Genomic DNA, 18,626 nt, shown 5'->3' on the forward strand with positions numbered 1-18,626 from the left:
TTTTTTTTACTTTTAGAAAGGCAATTTTACGCAATTGTCGAACAACCAACAAATAAATTACTTTTAATTACATTTCGCCAACAACGTTACTACATGAAAAGAAGACAATTTCTGCAATCAGCGGGCCTTATGGGGGCTGCTAGTACAATTTCCACGGGTCAAAGCTTAGAACCAATCATCATTGCAACCTGGAAAAATGAGGCAGGAACAAAAGCTGGTTGGGACAAAATTATGCAAACTGGAAAGGCGTTAGATGGCGTTGAAGCAGGTGCGTGGGTACCTGAGGCGAATCCGGAGGAGACAACGGTTGGTTACGGGGGTTATCCAGACCGAGATGGGCATGTGACTTTAGATGCGTGCATTATGGATCACTTGGGAAATGCGGGATCAGTTACCTTTTTGGAAGGAATCATGCACCCGATTTCGGTTGCAAGGGCTGTCATGGAAAAAACTCCGCACGTTATGCTTTCGGGTGCAGGTGCTTTGCAATTCGCCTTATCACAGGGATTTAAGCAACAAAACTTATTGACCGAAAAATCTAAAAAAGCGTGGGAGGCGTGGAAAAAAGAATCAAAATACGAAACGAAAGTAAATATTGAGCGACATGATACGATAGGCTTATTAGCCCTCGGAAAATCAGGCGAAATCGCGGGGGCTTGTTCTACGAGTGGCATGGCATTTAAAATGCATGGTCGCGTGGGTGATTCGCCGATTATTGGTGGAGCGGTTTTTTGCGATGATGAAGTTGGTGGTGCTTGTGCCACAGGATTAGGAGAATTTGTGATGAAGACGCTAGGTTCCTTTTTGATTGTGGAGTTTATGCGGCAAGGTATGTCGCCCCAACAAGCCTGCGAGGCGGCTATTATGCGGATTGTGAAGCGTTATAAATATCAAGAATTCCAGGTGGGCTATCTTGCCCTAAACAAAAAAGGGGAATATGGCGCTTATTCTATTCAAAAAGGGTTTAATTTCACAATTACGAAAAATAACGTCACGCAAGTAATTGAAAGTGGCTATTACATGTCCTAGACTTATGGAAAAAAAAGCGACCAATAAGAAAAAGTTTTTGGTAGAAGTTGCCTGGGAAACGTGTAATCAAGTAGGTGGAATTTATACCGTCATTCGTACCAAAGTACCTGCCATGGTGGAGAAATGGGAACAAGACTATTTGCTTTTGGGACCCTATTTTACGCAAACTGCTGCAGCAGAATTTGAGCCCTTAGCCATCGACGAAGAAACTGCGGTTGGCCAAACCATTAGCTGGATGCGCAACTTAGGGTTGGAGGTTCATTATGGCAATTGGCTCATCACCGGTAAACCGAAAATTGTGCTTTTTGACATTGCTTCGCTCATGAAAGACGTGGACGAAATCAAAGGACGCATTTGGGAAAATCATAAAATTTCGACCTTGGGTGTTGAGGACTTGGTCAATCAAACAGTTGTTTTTGGTGAGATGATTCGACTTTTCTTAAGTCAATTAGCGACTGAAAATAAGGCCAAAAAAGACATTATCGTTCATTTTCATGAATGGATGGCCTCCACGTGTATTCCTGATTTACGTAAAGAAAAAGTAAAAATAGCGACGGTTTTTACCACCCACGCGACCATGTTGGGGCGCTACCTGGCCGGAAACGTTCCCAATTTCTACGATGTTTTGGACAAGTTTGATTGGCTTAAAGAGGCCAAACATTATGGAATTGAGGCGCAAGCTTCCTTCGAACGTGCAGCGGCTCAAAAAGCGGATGTATTGACGACCGTTTCGGATATTACTGCGAAAGAATGTGTTGCATTCTTGGGTAGAATTCCTGAATTAATTTTGCCAAACGGCTTAAACATTCAGCGTTTTGCGGCGCTCCACGAGCACCAAAACCTGCATTCCCTTTACAAAAAACGTATTTCGGATTTTGTTATGGGCCACTTCTTTCAAAACCAACCATTTGATTTAGAACAAACCTTGTATTTGTTTACTTCGGGGCGCTTTGAATATTCGAATAAAGGATATGATTTGACACTGGATGCGTTAGAGATTTTGAATCGGAAAATGAAAGAATCTGGTTCTCGTAAGACGGTGATTATGTTTTTTATCACCAAACAACCTTACCATTCGATCGACCCAGAAGTTTTGCATTCCCGAGCGGTCTTAGACGAAATTCGCGAAAACTGCCAGGCTATTGAAAAGGAAGTTGGCGAGAAATTATTCCAAGCCTCCGCTGCCTCTAAAGATTTATCATTACCTGATTTAAATGATTTTGTAAACGAATACTGGCGATTACGTTTACGAAGGACCGTTCAAACATGGAAAACAAATGCGCGGCCCAAAGTGGTCACGCATTTACTCAAGCAAGAGGACGATATTATTCGAAATTTGCATCGGACAAATTTGTTGAATAATGAAGAGGATAAAGTGAAAGTGGTTTACCATCCCGATTTCATTGTCTCGACCAATCCGTTGTTTGGTCTTGATTATGGCCAATTTGTACGTGGTTGCCATTTGGGTGTTTTCCCTTCCTATTATGAACCTTGGGGCTATACGCCGCTCGAATGTATGGCACGCGGTGTGCCTACGGTTACGTCTGACTTATCGGGTTTCGGGGATTACATGATGCAAATTATGCGCGATTATGAACAATGGGGTGTGAGTGTGGTGAATCGAAAAACGCAGAACTACCAAGAATCTGCAGAGCAATTGGCGAATTTACTTTTCAAATTCGTCCAACAAAGTCAGCGGGATCGCATCACGCAGCGTAATCGAGTAGAGAGTATTGCGGACACATTTGATTGGTCAAATCTGCGGGGTTATTACGACACAGCACATGAACTTGCGGTATTGAAAAAGCGCAAATAAATTATCAGTTTTTGAGGTTCAAAAATCCTCAGATCCCCTTACCTTTGGCAATCCTCCAAGGTTTGCCAAAGGTAGGTGGGAAATGTGCTTCAGGGCCTCGCGTTTCGACAAAGGCATCAACTCATTTTCTTCGACAAATTCGTGCACCCAGTCGGCATCTGTCCGCGCATATTGCCGTAAAATCCAACCAATTGCTTTTTGAATAAAAAATTCTTTAGAAGAATTCAAGGCTAGAATCACCTGAGCTAAAAGCACCAAATCAGTTTTTGATTTATAGCCCAACTGAAATAAAATACAGAGTCGTTGGTGCCAAAAAACGGGCGAAGCCATCCAACGCGCAATCCAAGCATCTCGCTCTCCAGGAAAATGCAAAAAATAATCACCCAGCACTTTGGGACCCAAAATATCCACCACGTCCCACCACGATTGGGCATCTACCCAACGATCAATCAAATCGGGCAAGCGCTTGTCCCAACATTTTTGAGACATCATTAAATAGTCCATCGCGGCATATTGAAATTCGCGCTCCGGCATAGCAAATAATTCAGAACAGACCTCAAACCAATCTTCACACTGGCCATGTGCTTTATAAATAGCCTTAAATACGACTGTTCGTTCCGGTTTTTTAATCCCAATAAACGGATATTGATCCCGCATATACCCACGCATCCAATAGGCATTTTCCGGATGATCCAATGCGTAAAATGCAGCCGTTAACTCCTTGACAAAACTCATCGATTTGAAAAATACAAATTACCCTGTAACCCACTTTCAGTTACATCCCAACTGGATGCATCGAAAGGCTTGTATTGAATATCAACGAAATTGATCTCATAGAAATTCTTCCAATTTACCCGTTCGCGGTCGAGCTTACGGATGCGATTTGCAGATACATTCGTTACTGTTAATTCGATATGATTTGACGTCTTTAATACACCAGCCGGAACTTGAATCTGATACGGAAGTGACCAACTAATTCCCAAATCAACCCCATTAATTTTCACGCGTACCCAATCCCTTACCTGATCCAAATGCAAAATTTTCGCCTGTGGCAATTGTTCCGCAGTCAATTCAAAATCAAAGGCATACGTCCCTTTCCCCCAATAATCGTGCGTCAATGAATCACGAGTCCAATAATCCAAGTCGTCCAAAACCAACGATTTTAACTGCTTATCCGGAAAACTGACTGAGACTTGACCCAACGGCTCAATCGGACTAATTACCTTATCCCCAATCACCTGAACCTTTGACTTCAAGGGCACCTGACTGACCAAAAGACTTTGGCCAGGCGCCAAATTCAAGAAAAATTCCTTGTCTTTATTTGCGTGAACCACCGATTTTACCCCAGTCATCGGATCGAGCAATTCCATATCCATCGTTCCCTTCGCGAGACGAACCATCCCTTCCGAAAAACGATTGGACAAATTCGTAATGAAATACCGAGCTCCCTGAGGCGAACGCTTACGAATAAATGAAATTCCTTGGTCGGCAATCGATTCCCGACTAATCCGATAGCGTTCCAGGATGTTGGTGGGGTCAGAAACCCACCGCATCACCATGGTTTCACGAGCAGCGTGCCAACGGTCCTTTTGTTCATCCGTTAGGCCAAACGAATTTGGCTGAAGAGGCATGTGTTCCAAAAAGTAAACAGGTAAACCTTGTTTCACCCATTTGGCCCACAATTCCATCGTTTCAAGTGAAACAAAATGTGGGGCAGGAATCAACAACATCTTATACTCGGCGCCAGAAGCCGTTCTAAATGTCCTTTTAGCGGTTGGTTGCAAGCCTTTCATGAGCAAATCAGACACATAATCAACTTGGTAACCCTTGGTTTGCATGTGCTCCGACCAGTGTCCAAAAGACGTATTTTTCATCCAATCCCGACTATTGGCATGTAAATCAAGCGGATGTGTTTTCCCCTTACCATTTCGTTCATGCCAAATATCCTCCATCGGGAAATACATCAGCACATCCGCATCTGTGGGATGCGCCTGCAACATTTTTTGGCAATTATCCACATACCGATTTAACTCAGGCAAGGCTTCCCAAAAATGACTTTGCGGATTGAAGTTGGTGCTCGCATAAAACAACCAACCGGGCCAAGCGACCTCTGGGGGCGAATAGGTTGCCCCATGGTAAAAAATATGATTCACTCCGCCGATAAAAACCTGATCGACGACAGGCTTCACCTGAGCCAATGAAACTTTAAAGTGATTTCCTAGCCAAGTTGTTGTCTCGGAGGAGACCAATTTCTTCCCGGTCAGGTTAGCTGCCGATGAAGCTAATTTCAAGTTTCGCACATCCGGAATACCAAAGCGAACCGAATCATAATCCGGATCGACGCGGTACCCCGGAATATCGAACGGTTTACTGCCAAAAAACTCCGTTTCTGGAATATCAACCGCAGCATATAAATCCAATAAGTTGCCGGGAGAACCATGCGCCTGATCCCGACTCACAAAGCCCATTTGCTTAATCCATGAGGCGAAAGGTTGCGTAAACTCGGTTAATAATAAATGAGCTAAGGTTCGATGATAATCTGCCCAAATAGCGTTTTCAGCATCAGATTCAGCTTTTGATTTGGCCATAACATCCAGATAGACGCGCAAATCATAGCCATTCATTCGTTGGAATTCTGCAAATAAATCAGGCGTGTAATTCGCCCCATAAGCCTCATACGAATCATTATATAAAGCCCTTAATGGCGCATTCGATTTCTTTAACAAGGGGACAAATAATTCCCGGTACTGGGTAAATGCAGCTTTACTAAAGTGATCCATCACCAATCCTTCCGCCCCTGGAGCTGCCCGCTTGACTTGTTGGTTCGTCAGACTCTCCTTAAACACATACACCTGCGCTCCCTCCAACCCCGCTTGAAAACTTGCTTTTTTCAAGGACACTAAATCCTCCACAAATACCTTGTTCACATAAACTGAAGCAGCTTTTATGTCGGGAGTTGGCACCCAATTTTGACCTGGTGCTAACGAAATGAGCTCTATTTTATACGATTTGGCGGCGTCTTGTTTTCGAATTTGTGGGCCACCTAAAGGCCAACCGGTTCCAAGCGTCATGTCAATACCCAAATGTAACCGCTTGGCCTCCTTTAGTACAAAAGCAAACTTCTGATTCCAGCCGTCACTTAGATAAGGCTGAAATTTTGACTCATAACCTTTGGCGCCATAAATGGGGATAATGTGCAAACCACCAAAACCGGCTTTGGAAAAAGCCTCCAGGTTATGGGTAATTCCATTTTCGGTCACCGCACTTCCCGGCCACCACCAATACGCCCAAGGTTTAGACGTAGAAAAAGCAGCAGGTATTTGAGCTCCCACTGCTTTTGCTATTAGTATGAAAAATAAAAGGTATCTGAATTTGATCATACCCCGAATGTCGTTTTTTTAGACAAAACGACCTAACAAATTCTCCAAAAATTCTTGCTTCCCAGAGATCATAGCTGGCTCGCCAATCTCTACCGCAATTTGGTACAAATCTTCTAATTTAAGCTTTCCAGCCTCAAAATCTGCACCTTTACCCGAATTGAAACTAGCATAGCGCGCTGCTTTCAAGCGATCCATTTCGCCATGAGAAGCTAATTTATCGGCAATAATTAAAGAACGTGCAATCGTGTCCATGCCACCAATGTGCGCATAGAATAAATCTGCAGCATCTGTTGAATTACGGCGACGCTTGGCATCAAAATTGATACCGCCACCCGCTAATCCACCTTGCTTTAAGATGATTGACATAGCTTCAGCCCATTCGTAAATATCGGTTGGGAACTGATCCGTATCCCATCCATTTTGATTATCACCGCGATTTGCATCGATCGAGGCCAACATCCCCGCATCGGAAGCAACTTGGCACTCATGCGCAAATGTATGACCCGCTAAAGTCGCGTGGTTCACTTCTAAGTTTAATCCAAATTCCGACAACAAGTCAAACTCGCGCAAGAAACCGATAACCGTTGCCGCATCGTAATCGTACTGATGCTTAGTAGGCTCACATGGTTTTGGCTCAATAAAGAACTTTCCTTTAAATCCATTCCGTCGTGCATACTCCACGCATGTATGCAACATGCGCGCAAAATGTTCCCGCTCACGCTTCATGTCAGTGTTCAATAAGGTCATGTAGCCTTCGCGACCTCCCCAGAATACGTATCCGCCGCCACCTAATTTGATCGTTGCGTCAATCGCTCCTTTTAGTTGGGCCCCTGCATGAGCGACTACCTCAAAATTCGGATTCGTGGACGCACCGTTCATGTAACGCTCATTCGAAAACAAGTTGGCCGTACCCCACAATAACTTAACCCCACTTTCCGCTTGTTTTTTCTCGAAAATATCCGTGATGAATTTCACTCGATCTGTGAATTCTTTCGGATCATTATGTCCTTCAATCGCATCCACATCATGAAAACAATAAAATGGCGCACCGATTTTAGTTATAAATTCAAACGCCGCATCTGCTTTATCGGCAGCACGCTGACGCGCATCAGACGCAACATCCCAAGGGTAATGATGCGTACCTGGACCAAAAGGATCAGCACCATCGCCGCAGAAAGAATGCCAATAAGCAATGGCGAAGCGCAAATGCTCCTTCATGGATTTACCAGCAATAATTCGATTTTCATCGTAATAGCGAAATGCTAAGGGATTATCAGATTCGGGACCTTCAAATTTAATTTGATTAATTCCTTTGAAATATTCTTTTTGTCCAATTAATACGCTCATGTGTGTAGTTGAAAAATACGTTGATTTGCTTCTAAAGCATCAAAAATACAAATTATACGCTTGAAACCAAATGGGTACTGTGATAATTTTAGCATAGTGTAGCACAGATGTGTTTGTATATTAACATTATGTTTTCAATAAGTTTTTTCTATTTTTGAAAAATACTATTTCATCATATGAACAAATTATACAAGTTCGGAATTCTATTCCTGATCACATTTCCCACTTTCGCGCAAACGAAATACAATGCCAACGGTCGTTTTGAGCAACTTGAGTCTACACTTCCTACGCCCAATACCTATCGAACGGCGAGTGGATCTCCTGGAAAAGATTATTGGCAGCAACGTGCTGACTACGACATCAAGGTGGAATTGGACGATATCAATCGAAAAATTACAGGGACTGAAACGATTACCTATTTCAATAATTCACCGGATGAATTGTCTTATTTATGGATTCAATTAGACCAAAATTTGTTTGAGAAAAATTCGGCAAGCAAAACAACGGAGACTGGCGAAATAAAAAATGGTATTCCTGCGTCTGCTTTCAAAGATTTGACAAACCCCAAGGATTTTGGGTATAAAATTACAGCTGTAAAAGATGCCAAAGGTAATCCTTTGCGCCATACCATTAATCAAACAATGATGCGCATTGATTTGCCAACTGCGGTGAAGTCGGGGGGCTCAGTGATTTTTAATATCGATTGGAATTATCTGATTACAGAATATTATGGCCGTTCAGGGTATGAATTATTTACCAAAGATGGTAATTCAAACTATTTCATTGCACACTGGTTCCCACGAATGGCTGTTTATAACGACGTATACGGCTGGCAGCATAAGCAGTTTTTGGGCCAAGGTGAGTTTACCTTAAATTTTGGCAACTATAAAGTAGCAATCACGGCACCAAACGACTTGGTTGTTGGCGCCGGCGGAGAACTTCTTAACCCGAATCAAGTCATGACGGCAACGCAACTGAAGCGTTGGGAAAAAGCAAAAACAGCCACACGTCCGGTGGAAATCGTGACGCAAGCTGAAGCGGAAGTTGCAGAAAAAGGTAAGCCAACAGGCAAAAAAACATGGTTGTTTAAGGCTGATAATGTACGTGATTTTGCATTTACGGCATCGCGTAAATTTATTTGGGATGCTTTGCAGGTGGACGTGGAAGGGAAAAAAGTTTGGGCGATGTCGTATTATTCGAAAGAAGCGAATCCACTTTGGGGAAAATATTCGACGATGGTCGTAGCGCATACCTTGCGATCGTATTCAAAAAGAACGATTGCTTATCCGTATCCAGTCGCAATTTCATGTCATGCGACGTTAGGTGGTGGTATGGAATATCCAATGATTTCGTTTAATGGCGGTCGGCCTGAGGCGGATGGTACCTATACAGAAAATGTCAAAAACGGTATGATTGGTGTAATCATTCACGAGGTAGGTCATAACTTCTTTCCGATGATTGTAAACTCAGATGAGCGTCAGTGGTCCTGGATGGATGAAGGCTTAAATACGTTTTGCCAATATTTAGCGGAACAAGAATGGGATCGCAATTTCCCAGCGCGTCGTGGGGAACCACAAAGCATTGTGCCTTACATGCGGTTGGATTCGAAGAATCAAGTACCAATTATGGCCAATTCGGAAAACATTATGGACTTCGGAAACAATGCATACGCTAAACCAGCTGCTGCTTTAAATATCTTGCGCGAAACGGTTATGGGGCGCGAATTATTTGATTATGCATTTAAAGAATATGCGCGCCGTTGGGCCTTTAAACAACCTTATCCGGCCGATTTCTTCCGTACGTTGGAGGATGCATCGGGTGTTGATTTAGATTGGTTTTGGCGTGGATGGTTCTACGGAACGGAGCCCGTAAATCAGTCCATTGAGACGGTTGAATGGTTTGGCGTGGACAATATGGATCCAGTAGCTAAAAAGTCATCAGAAAAAGCCAAAGCTGACGCGAAGCGCCAAACAATGTCGAATATTCGTAACAAAACGGATATTAAATCTACGGTGGTTGAAGAAAATCCGGACTTAACGGATTTTTACAATACCTATGATCGCTTTGCAACATCAGATGCAGAGAAGAAAAAATACCAAGATTACTTGGGAGGTTTGTCGGAGGAGGAACGCAAATTGGTTTCAGAGGGTAAAAACTTCTACGTCGTTAATTTCAAAAATAAGGGGGGATTACCAATGCCGGTAATTATCAAGTTGAATTATGAGGATGGAACGGATGAGATTTTACGCTTCCCTGCCGAGGTGTGGCGTTTGAACGATGTCGAGGCGAAGAAAATCATACCAACGTCGAAAAAAGTCGTTAAATGGACGCTAGACCCATTTTTTGAAATTGCGGATATCGATACAGATGACAATGCATTTCCACGTGAGCCCGCTCAGCCGACCCGCGTGCAACTATTTAAAGCGCAACCGCGCAGCTATGGTGGAGGCCTAAATCCTATGCAGGAGGCTCAAAACGCCAAAAAAGCAGGGGCCGTAACTGGCTCGAAAAACTAAGGAGGGTAAACGCTGCCGGGGTTGAAGACCCCGGCAGCGTTAGCAAAAAACCGGTTTTAGATGCAACTCACCTAGAAAAAAACTGATAATTTACGCCTAGAAACTGATAAAATATCGAATGGACAACTATTCGATTTATACAAACCAAAGTTTCACTGATGCAATAATAAGCACCAAAGCTAATACCCATTTTACGTTCGAATTTGATGCTACACCAGCACCCCACCTCGCACCTAAAAAACCCCCGATTAATGAGGCCGCCAACCAATAGATAAGCGAGGTGTTATCTAAGGGAATCCATGTTTTTAATCCAGCTAAACCTGCAATCGAATTAACAAAAATAAACAGCGCGGAAACCGCCGCCGCCTCTTTTAAATTTGCCCATCGAAACAATAATAAGACCGGACTCAAAATAATTCCACCCCCGATTCCAATCATACCCGAAAGCAAACCGATCAAGGACCCAGCAGTTAAACCTGCCCACAAAGGAAGTGGCTTAGCCGACGATTCGCGTAAGCTAACTAGCATACGAAGTACTGCAATCAATAAGCAAACGCCCAAAATTTGTTTATAGCTTGAATCACTCAGTGGAACGCGCGCACCTAAAAAAGCAGCCGGAATAGATCCCAAGGCAAAAGGCCAAAACAAACGCCACTTAAAAAACCCTTGTTGGTAAAATGCGATAAAAGACATCAACGAAACACCCAAGTTCAACAAAAGAGCCGATTGCTTCATCACCACAGGTGCCACACTAAATAGAGCTAAAACGGCTAGATAGCCAGATGCTCCACCATGTCCTACTGAGGCATATAAAAATGCCATGGTGCCTAGTAAAACAAGGAGAAGCCAAAAATCCATATTACACGCGGAGGTAAATCAACAATTTTTCCCAATCTGGCACTCGAATACGCTCTTCCTTAACTCGAGATGCAGGAAGTGCCTTGATCTTTTCAAACAATCGAATGTAATATTCGTATGCGAGTAGGACACCTTTTCGAGCAGGTTTTGGCAAATTCTTAATACCCCGCAAACCAGCATCAAAATCCAATTGAATATCAGCCTCAATCTCCTTCTTCTCCTTATCTGAGAACGTTTCAAAATTAACTCCCGGAAAATACACACGTCCACGCTCATCAAAATCTGAACGTATATCCCGTAAAAAATTAATTTTTTGAAAAGCTGAACCCAAAGCACAAGCATCCGCACGTAAAAAATCATATTCCTCCGAATTCCCTAAACAGAAAACACGTAAACACATAAGGCCAACAACCTCTGCGGAACCATATATATACGTTTTGTACGTCGCAACATCATAAACCCGATCCGTCAAATCCATTTCCATGGAAACTAGAAAAGCATCAATCAAATCATGCCCAATTTGAAATGTATTCACCACCCATTGAAATGAATGCAAAATAGGATTCAAGCTAATTTTTTCTTCAATTGCCTGAAAGGTGGCAGCGCGGAATCGCGCTAAAAGCGCTTGCTTATCCTGGTCGTGAAACGTATCTACAATTTCATCCGCCAAACGCACAAAACCATAAATCGCATAAATCGCTTCATGATATTGTTTATCCAAAGTACGAATCCCAGATGAAAAAGAGGTTGAATAAGCTTGTGTCAACAACTTACTCGAATCGAGCGATACCTTTAAATATAAATCCATTTGACTAGTTAAATGATTTGTCAACTTCCTTAGCAACGACTAAACCTGATATAAGTGAAGGAGGAACACCCGGTCCCGGAACGGTTAGTTGGCCCGTGTAAAACAAATTAGCCACCCGTTTATTTTTTAAACTAGGCTTCAAAATAGCCGTTTGCATCAATGTGTTCGCTAACCCATACGCGTTCCCCTTGAACGCATGATAGTCTCCGATGAAATCTCGGTGCGCAAACGAACGCTTATAAACAATCGAATCCCGAATCGAAACACCACAATATGCCTCCAAACGATCCATCAATTGCGCAAAATATTTTTCGCGTACCTCCTCGGTATCAACCAAATTTGGCGCCACCGGAATCAGTAAAAATACATTTTCACAACCTTCAGGAGCCACAGATGGATCCGTCACAGAAGGTGCTGAAGCATAAAAAAGCGGGTCAGTTGGCCAAGAAGCCTCCGTATAAATTTCATGCGAATGCACGGAGAAATCACGATCAAAAAATAAATTATGATGCTTCAAGCGCGGCAAACGCTTATTTATGCCTAAATAAAATAATAACGAAGACGGAGCCATGACACGTTTATCCCAATACGACTCATCGTAATTTCGATAGGCATCTCCTAAAAGCTCTTCTACATGGTGGTAATCTGCACTGGCAACTACCGCATCAGCCTCCCACGTTCCAGAAGTTGTTTTGACAGATTGCACACGGCCATTCGTTATGCCAAAACCCGTAACCTCCATGTTGGTCCGAATCTTAACACCCTTTTCCTCCGCTAGGGCAACCATCCCTTTGACAATATTGTGCATACCGCCCATCGGATACCAAGTGCCCAATTTAATTTCTGCATAATTCATTAAACTATACATGGCAGGCGTATTTTGCGAAATAGCTCCCAAAAATAAAATGGGAAATTCCATTAATTTCAAGAGCGTTGGCGATTTAAAATACTTCCGAACATGGCTATAAAAAGATTGAAAAACATCCATGCGGAGTGCATCAATCAAAACGCGAAGACTTAAAAATTCGGTGATTTTAGTGGATGGTTTCCAAACAAATTCTTGAATCCCCACCTTGTATTTATAGGCCGCTTGTTCCAAAAATCGATCTAATGCATTTCCAGCACCCGGCTCAATGGAATCAAACAAGTTTTTTAGTGCAGTGTAATTTGCAGGCATATCGATGATTTGCTGCTCATCCAAGATAACTGTGTACGACGGGTCTAAACGAACTAAATTGTAATAATCCGATGGCTTTTTACCAAACCTGCCGAAGTAATCTTCAAAAATATCAGGCATCCAATACCAACTAGGGCCCATGTCAAAGACAAATCCCTTTTCCGAGAACACACGTGCGCGACCACCCGCTTGGTCATTTTTTTCAAAAATTTCAACCTCATATCCTTGATCAGCAAGCGCTGTCGCAGTTGACAAGCCTGAAAATCCTGCACCAATTACAATTATCTTCTTCATATTCGAAACAAATATAGGAATTCTATGCGTTATCCGGACAAAGAAAAAGTCAGATAAAATCTGACTTTTTACTTCCTCCTCTGTTAACCAAAAAACGTATTATATGTTATGCATACATTTGCAAATGCTGCTTTAATGACTTCCGAGCGATATGAATTCGGTTTTTAACTGTGCCAATTGGCAAGTCTAGCTCGTCTGCTATTTCATGATATTTGAATCCCTCAAAATACATGAGAAAAGGAACTCGGTACATCTCTTCTGTATGACTTAATGCCAAATTTATATCTTCACGCATGAAAGTAGATTCAGCGGAATTGATTTGAACAGTTTCTGATGAATTGATAAAATGTAAATTTTCTGTCGTGTCAATGAATGTGTTCCTACGAACCATCCGTTGGTACTGAGTAATGAACGTATTCTTCATGATGGTAAATAACCATGCCTTCAAGTTCGTTCCATCCATATACTTATCGCGATTTGTATATGCCTTAACTAAAGTGTCTTGTACCAAATCGTTTGCATCGTCTCCATCACGCGTTAAGCGTAACGCAAATGGCTTCAAAAATTTGGAAAAATTGCCTACTTGATAAGAAAATTCTAACGCCGTCATCTTTTTTCTGTTGATTTTGTTTAACAAATTTATAAAAAGAATAAACAAAACAAATATTTGTTTAACAAATTTCAAAATAAATTAAACAAAATTTTATCGACAAGATATTGGTGTTCATCGGCGAGTTAGTTGAAATAATCAATTAGTAGGCTTTTCAGCCTATTTTACCGTATATTTACCACCCCTTTTAAGCATTCATGTTTCGTAAAATATTTTTTCTCTTATTGCTTCTTGCACCAGCAAGCATGCTATTCGGGCAGGCCAATTGTTCATGTACCTTAGAAGGAAATGTGACTTCAAAAGAAACCAAAGAGACCATTTCTGGGGCCTATATTTACATAAAAGGAACAAATAAAATCGCTCTATCCGACCGAAATGGTCATTTCAAAATCCAATCCCTTTGTCCTGGCGACTATACATTGATCTGCAAAATGAGCAGTTTTGATGCGATAGAAATTCCAATATCCATCCAAGATGAGGCAAATCACAACGAAAATTTCACGCTAGAAAGCCATGACGAGCACCTCCAAGAAGTTGTAGTAAGCGGGAAAAAAAGTGAGAGTAGTGCCCAACTTCGCGGCAAATTAAGCGAAACCGAACGAGCCGAACGAGACGGTTTAAGTTTAGGAGAAATGTTACGTGGAATCAGCGGCGTACAAAGTTTACAAACAGGTAGCACCATCTCAAAACCCGTCATTCACGGAATGCACTCAGCCCGAGTAATCATTTTAAACCATGGTATCCGACAAGAAGGTCAGCAATGGGGCAGCGAACACGCACCAGAGGTTGACCCATTTGTCTCCAAAAATATTCAAGTAATCAAAGGCCCCGGCGGGTTACGGTATGGAGGAGATGCCATCGGTGGTATGGTCATGATGGAACCCGATGCTCTACCAGATAGCGCTGGATTGAAAGGAGAAATGCAATCGATTTATTTTACGAATGGCCGACAAGCCGTTTTGGCCGGCATGCTGGAAGGTGGATTTAACCGCGCAAATGGATGGGGCTGGCGTTTGCAAGGAACGCTGAAAAATGGGGGGAATATACGTACGGCCGACTATTTTTTGGCAAATACAGGTGTTCGAGAAGAGAATTTTTCAGCAGCCATTGGCTACAAAAAAAATAACTGGTCTAATGATTTATTTTACAGTCACTTTCACTCAGATATAGGTATCTATTTAGGCTCACACATTGGCAATGTAAATGATCTTGAAAAATCGATTGCCCGTTCAAGACCTTTTGAGGCATTTACTCCCCTTGAATTTAGTAGAGAAATATCTCGTCCATATCAAGATATAAACCATCGCCTCGGTAAATTTAAATCTCAATTTAAATTCGCATCAGGTCAAACCCTACGCGGAACTATCGCATTACAAAATAATGAAAGGCTCGAACTCGACGTATTGCGCGCCGGTAGAGGCATAAATAATTTGCGCTTTTTACTAAATACCCTCACAACAGAACTAATTTGGGATGAGTCCAACACAGCTAAAAAGTGGAAAGGGCAATTTGGCTTTAACTTACAAATGCAAGGAAATTTAACCTCGGGCAAAAATGTAACCATACCCACATTAACATCTAGCCTACTCCCCAATTACCTCCAAAATTCCTTAGGTGTTTTTGCGATTGAGCGCCTGGTAAAAGAAAAATTTGAAGTTGAAGTTGGCCTACGTGTCGACCAAAAAACAATCGACGTATATCGGCCAAAAATCAATTATTCAACCATAATTAACCGTAGTAAGAACGATTTCATGGGCCTTTCAGGAAGCGTCGGCCTTAAATACCATTGGTCAGAAAAATGGACAAATCACCTGATCCTAGCTCGTGCATTCCGTGCGCCTGGCGTGAATGAATTATTCTCATATGGCGTCCATCATGGTGCCGCTGCATTTGAAATTGGAGATCCTAATTTGACAGGGGAAACGGCCTACAATGCCAGCTTAAACACCTTAATTGATGCCAATAAATTACAAATTGAACTTGGCGTCTTCCACAATTACATTCAAAACTTTATCTATTTAAAGCCCATGGTTACGCGTGGCGTGGCCGAATACTTCACCACCGTACGTGGCGCGTTTCCGGTTTTTACCTACGAACAAATCAATGCCATTTTTAGCGGTATCGATGCGCAAGCCACCTACCAGTTGACACCCAATCTCGCGCTCCAACACAAAACAAGTATCGTCCAAGCAGTTGACAACTCGTCGGCCAACAAACGTTACCTCGTTAATATTCCAGCAAATCGCTTTGAGTATACCTTGACCTACCGTTGGATGCAGGAAAAGCAATATGTAAGTGTTGGCCTCATTCAAGTAAGCCGACAAACACGCGTGGAACCAGGATCTGATTACTCGGAACCACCTAAAGGCTACCAATTAGTACAAGCGAATTGGGGAATCAACCTCAAGAAAATAGATGTGGGTATTCGCATTAATAACGCCCTGAATACATCGTACCGCGATTATCTTAATCGCTTCCGATATTTTACAGACGACCAAGGTCGAAACATCAGCCTACGCATCTTGTATAAAATTTAACGACGCAACCAGACTTCAGGGTTTTGGCGAACCGTATTTTTCCAAACCTGGAAATTAATCTCCGACGTACCATCCTCATCCGAAGCAACCGATCCGATTCGTTGGCCCGTTTTCACTTTTTGACCCGTACTGACAGATACGCCGGCCAACTTACTATATACGGTAAAATAATCTCCGTGCTGGATCGCTACCACCATATTGATTCCCGGTATGTTCACCACCGACTGCACAACGCCGTCATATACGGTATGCACAGGGGAGCCCGGTGAAGTTTGAATATCAATTCCATTATTATTGATCATCACTCCCTTCAAAATAGGGTGTTTATGTACACCAAAGTGATCCGAGATAAATCCAGAGGGAACCGGGAACGGCATCCGTCCGCGCAAGGCGCTAAATGAACTAGCTAATTTCGCCTCCTCCGCATTCATATAATACGTATTTGAATTCAACGCTGGCTCGGCAACTTTTTCAGCCACAACAGCTTTCACTTTCACAACTTCTTTCTTCTCAGCCTTCGCTTCTAGTTTAGTTTCGGCCTTTGGCTGTTCCTCTACGCCCAATTTCTCCGATCTCTTCACCACTCCTTCTTCCAATTTTACTTTCGGTAAAGTTGGCTTACTTACTTCTAATTTACGCGCTTGGGCTGCTTCACGTAACTTACGTTCCCGCTCCATCGACTTTTGAATTTCGCGCTGTACGATTCCTGCAATTAAATTATCCAACTTCCGAATGGCTAATTTCTTACGCTCCAATTCCGTGCGCAACTTTTTTTCCTGCTGCGTTAAGACCGTAACCACCTTATTTTCCTTGGTCTTTAATACCTCAAGCGTTTTGGTTTCTTTTTCCTTTTCGACAATCACCTTCTTCTCTTCATTCTTCTTGAAAATAACTTGCTGCTTCTTGGTCATTAAATCCTGACGCGTCTCAAAAATTTTATTCGCCTGATCTTTTCGATTCTTCGTAAACTGACGTAAAAAATCCATGCGTCGCGTGAATTGACCAAAATCATTCGATAAAATCAAGAAACTGATTTTATTGGAAACTGTTGAAACCTTCTGTGACTCAAACAACATCAGCGCGTAATTCTTTTTTAAGCGCTCTAATTTGGCCGCAAGGATGTCACTTTCGCGGGCCAACTTCGTTGCTTCTGCCGCTAAGAGTTGTTGGTTTTCATTCAATATAGTAATCTGCTTTTTCTGCACCCCGATCTGCTGCTTCAACACATTCAGTTTACCTATGGATGCCTTCTTCTTTTTAGAGGTCCTAGAAATAATGGAATTCAACTCCTTGATTTTAGCCAAATTGTCCTTTTTCTGTTGTTCCAATTGCGTCTTCTTATCTACCTGCGCACTGGTTGAAAAACTCCAAATCAAACTAACTAAAACAAAAATATATCTCATGGTTTTGAATTCAATAATTTAACCGGAACACGAAACGGAAATTCCAATGGTGTGTCCAATAATTCTACTTTGGAATATTTGATGCTAATCACCGTCGACACTTGCTTGTTCTCCTTATTCTTAACATCCAACGTAATCAAACTCGAAAACGGAAAAACAACCTGATTTAAACTAGTGAATTCCTCAAAATCCATCGTCAATTTGTTTGCCGTAGGCTCATCGTTCACTAATAATTTTTTTAATTTTCGGTTTGGGCCAACCATATTATCGATCTTAATCCGCCCCGAATCTTGCTTGATAATAATATTTTCATTCTCCCGGATAACCCGTGAATTTTTACGCTTGAACGGCTGGTTACCTACAACCAAAGACTGTAACATCCGAAAGTCAATTCGAAAACCCATCATGACACTTAAACTGTCATAAGACATGTCAAAATATTGACCACTGATTTTTTGATAAAAACGCAAATGCTGTTGGTCAAAAATACCCGTCGCCCCCGTAATGCCCGTCTGACCAACATTCACCCAGATGATACTGTCACGCTTCATGCGTATGTCAACGGTATAATTGTCTTGATTATTGCCTGACTTCCAAACAACACGTGATTTTGCTTTTAGGTAGTTGAACCGTAAATCCTCCACCGCCTCACGTCGATCCGCCTCCGGAAGGAGCGGAACTTCTACTTTCTTAACCTCCGCCACCACCGCATCACGAACTAATGTATCCTGATGTATAGCTTGCACGATGACTACCGACTGCTTTCGCTGGCACGCGCCCACAACCACAAAGCAAAGGAGTATAATTACGTAGCGCATAGTTACCGGTAGGCATTAAAAAGTATACAAAAA

At 42.3% G+C, this 18,626-nt stretch carries 13 protein-coding genes; 4 read left to right on the top strand and 9 right to left on the bottom strand.

From position 1 onward, the window contains the following. Nucleotides 1–93 precede the first annotated feature (93 nt). Both AC1W6K_RS04255 and AC1W6K_RS04260 read left to right on the top strand, forming a co-directional pair. The gene (locus tag AC1W6K_RS04255) at nucleotides 94–1,029 is read left to right on the top strand and encodes a glycosylasparaginase (protein ID WP_481720250.1); all 936 of its coding nucleotides are present in this window, start codon (nucleotides 94–96) and stop codon (nucleotides 1,027–1,029) included. A 4-nt stretch (nucleotides 1,030–1,033) separates the two neighbouring features. Beyond that, nucleotides 1,034–2,845 (top strand): glycosyltransferase, encoded by a 1,812-nt coding sequence (locus AC1W6K_RS04260; protein WP_481946567.1) that lies wholly within the window; start codon nucleotides 1,034–1,036, stop codon nucleotides 2,843–2,845. Between the two features lie 18 nt (nucleotides 2,846–2,863). On the opposite strand, the gene AC1W6K_RS04265 is transcribed toward AC1W6K_RS04260, so the two are convergent. From AC1W6K_RS04265 to xylA, 3 genes are read right to left on the bottom strand one after another with little or no spacing between them, the layout of a single operon-like run. Beyond that, complete coding sequence (locus AC1W6K_RS04265) at nucleotides 2,864–3,580, bottom strand: DNA alkylation repair protein (RefSeq protein WP_481946568.1); 717 nt, start codon at nucleotides 3,578–3,580, stop codon at nucleotides 2,864–2,866. Next, complete coding sequence (locus AC1W6K_RS04270; RefSeq protein ID WP_481946569.1) at nucleotides 3,577–6,225, bottom strand: glycosyl hydrolase; 2,649 nt, start codon at nucleotides 6,223–6,225, stop codon at nucleotides 3,577–3,579. Before AC1W6K_RS04270 ends, AC1W6K_RS04265 begins: the two co-directional genes overlap by 4 nt. A gap of 18 nt (nucleotides 6,226–6,243) precedes the next feature. Next, nucleotides 6,244–7,572 (bottom strand): xylose isomerase, encoded by a 1,329-nt coding sequence (gene xylA / locus AC1W6K_RS04275; protein ID WP_481946570.1) that lies wholly within the window; start codon nucleotides 7,570–7,572, stop codon nucleotides 6,244–6,246. A gap of 176 nt (nucleotides 7,573–7,748) precedes the next feature. Here xylA and AC1W6K_RS04280 point away from each other — a divergent pair, with 176 nt between their 5' ends. Beyond that, nucleotides 7,749–10,088, top strand: coding sequence for a M1 family metallopeptidase (locus tag AC1W6K_RS04280; protein ID WP_481946571.1), 2,340 nt, complete (start codon nucleotides 7,749–7,751; stop codon nucleotides 10,086–10,088). Nucleotides 10,089–10,223: 135 nt separating this feature from the next. Here the strand turns inward: AC1W6K_RS04280 and AC1W6K_RS04285 are convergent, their stop codons facing one another. The 4 genes from AC1W6K_RS04285 to AC1W6K_RS04300 all read right to left on the bottom strand — a co-directional run bounded on the left by AC1W6K_RS04285 (nucleotide 10,224) and on the right by AC1W6K_RS04300 (nucleotide 13,835). Beyond that, on the bottom strand, nucleotides 10,224–10,946 hold the full coding sequence (locus AC1W6K_RS04285; RefSeq protein ID WP_481946572.1) for a sulfite exporter TauE/SafE family protein: 723 nt from the start codon (nucleotides 10,944–10,946) through the stop codon (nucleotides 10,224–10,226). 1 nt (nucleotide 10,947) lies between these two features. Then, the gene (locus AC1W6K_RS04290) at nucleotides 10,948–11,754 is read right to left on the bottom strand and encodes a phytoene/squalene synthase family protein (protein WP_481946573.1); all 807 of its coding nucleotides are present in this window, start codon (nucleotides 11,752–11,754) and stop codon (nucleotides 10,948–10,950) included. 4 nt (nucleotides 11,755–11,758) lie between these two features. Continuing rightward, on the bottom strand, nucleotides 11,759–13,225 hold the full coding sequence (locus AC1W6K_RS04295; protein WP_481946574.1) for a phytoene desaturase family protein: 1,467 nt from the start codon (nucleotides 13,223–13,225) through the stop codon (nucleotides 11,759–11,761). Nucleotides 13,226–13,331: 106 nt separating this feature from the next. Next, nucleotides 13,332–13,835: an RNA polymerase sigma factor gene (locus AC1W6K_RS04300; protein WP_395784853.1), complete on the bottom strand. Its 504-nt coding sequence runs from the start codon at nucleotides 13,833–13,835 to the stop codon at nucleotides 13,332–13,334. Nucleotides 13,836–14,032: 197 nt separating this feature from the next. On the opposite strand from AC1W6K_RS04300, the gene AC1W6K_RS04305 reads away from it, so the two are divergent. After that, on the top strand, nucleotides 14,033–16,372 hold the full coding sequence (locus AC1W6K_RS04305; protein WP_481946575.1) for a TonB-dependent receptor: 2,340 nt from the start codon (nucleotides 14,033–14,035) through the stop codon (nucleotides 16,370–16,372). Here the strand turns inward: AC1W6K_RS04305 and AC1W6K_RS04310 are convergent. Next, the gene (locus AC1W6K_RS04310) at nucleotides 16,369–17,775 is read right to left on the bottom strand and encodes a murein hydrolase activator EnvC family protein (RefSeq protein ID WP_481946576.1); all 1,407 of its coding nucleotides are present in this window, start codon (nucleotides 17,773–17,775) and stop codon (nucleotides 16,369–16,371) included. The genes AC1W6K_RS04305 and AC1W6K_RS04310 overlap by 4 nt on opposite strands. Beyond that, nucleotides 17,772–18,593 (bottom strand): lipoprotein insertase outer membrane protein LolB1, encoded by an 822-nt coding sequence (gene lolB1 / locus AC1W6K_RS04315; RefSeq protein ID WP_481946577.1) that lies wholly within the window; start codon nucleotides 18,591–18,593, stop codon nucleotides 17,772–17,774. Before lolB1 ends, AC1W6K_RS04310 begins: the two co-directional genes overlap by 4 nt. Nucleotides 18,594–18,626: the final 33 nt, after the last annotated feature.

It is taken from the genome of Aquirufa sp. (assembly GCF_964796385.1).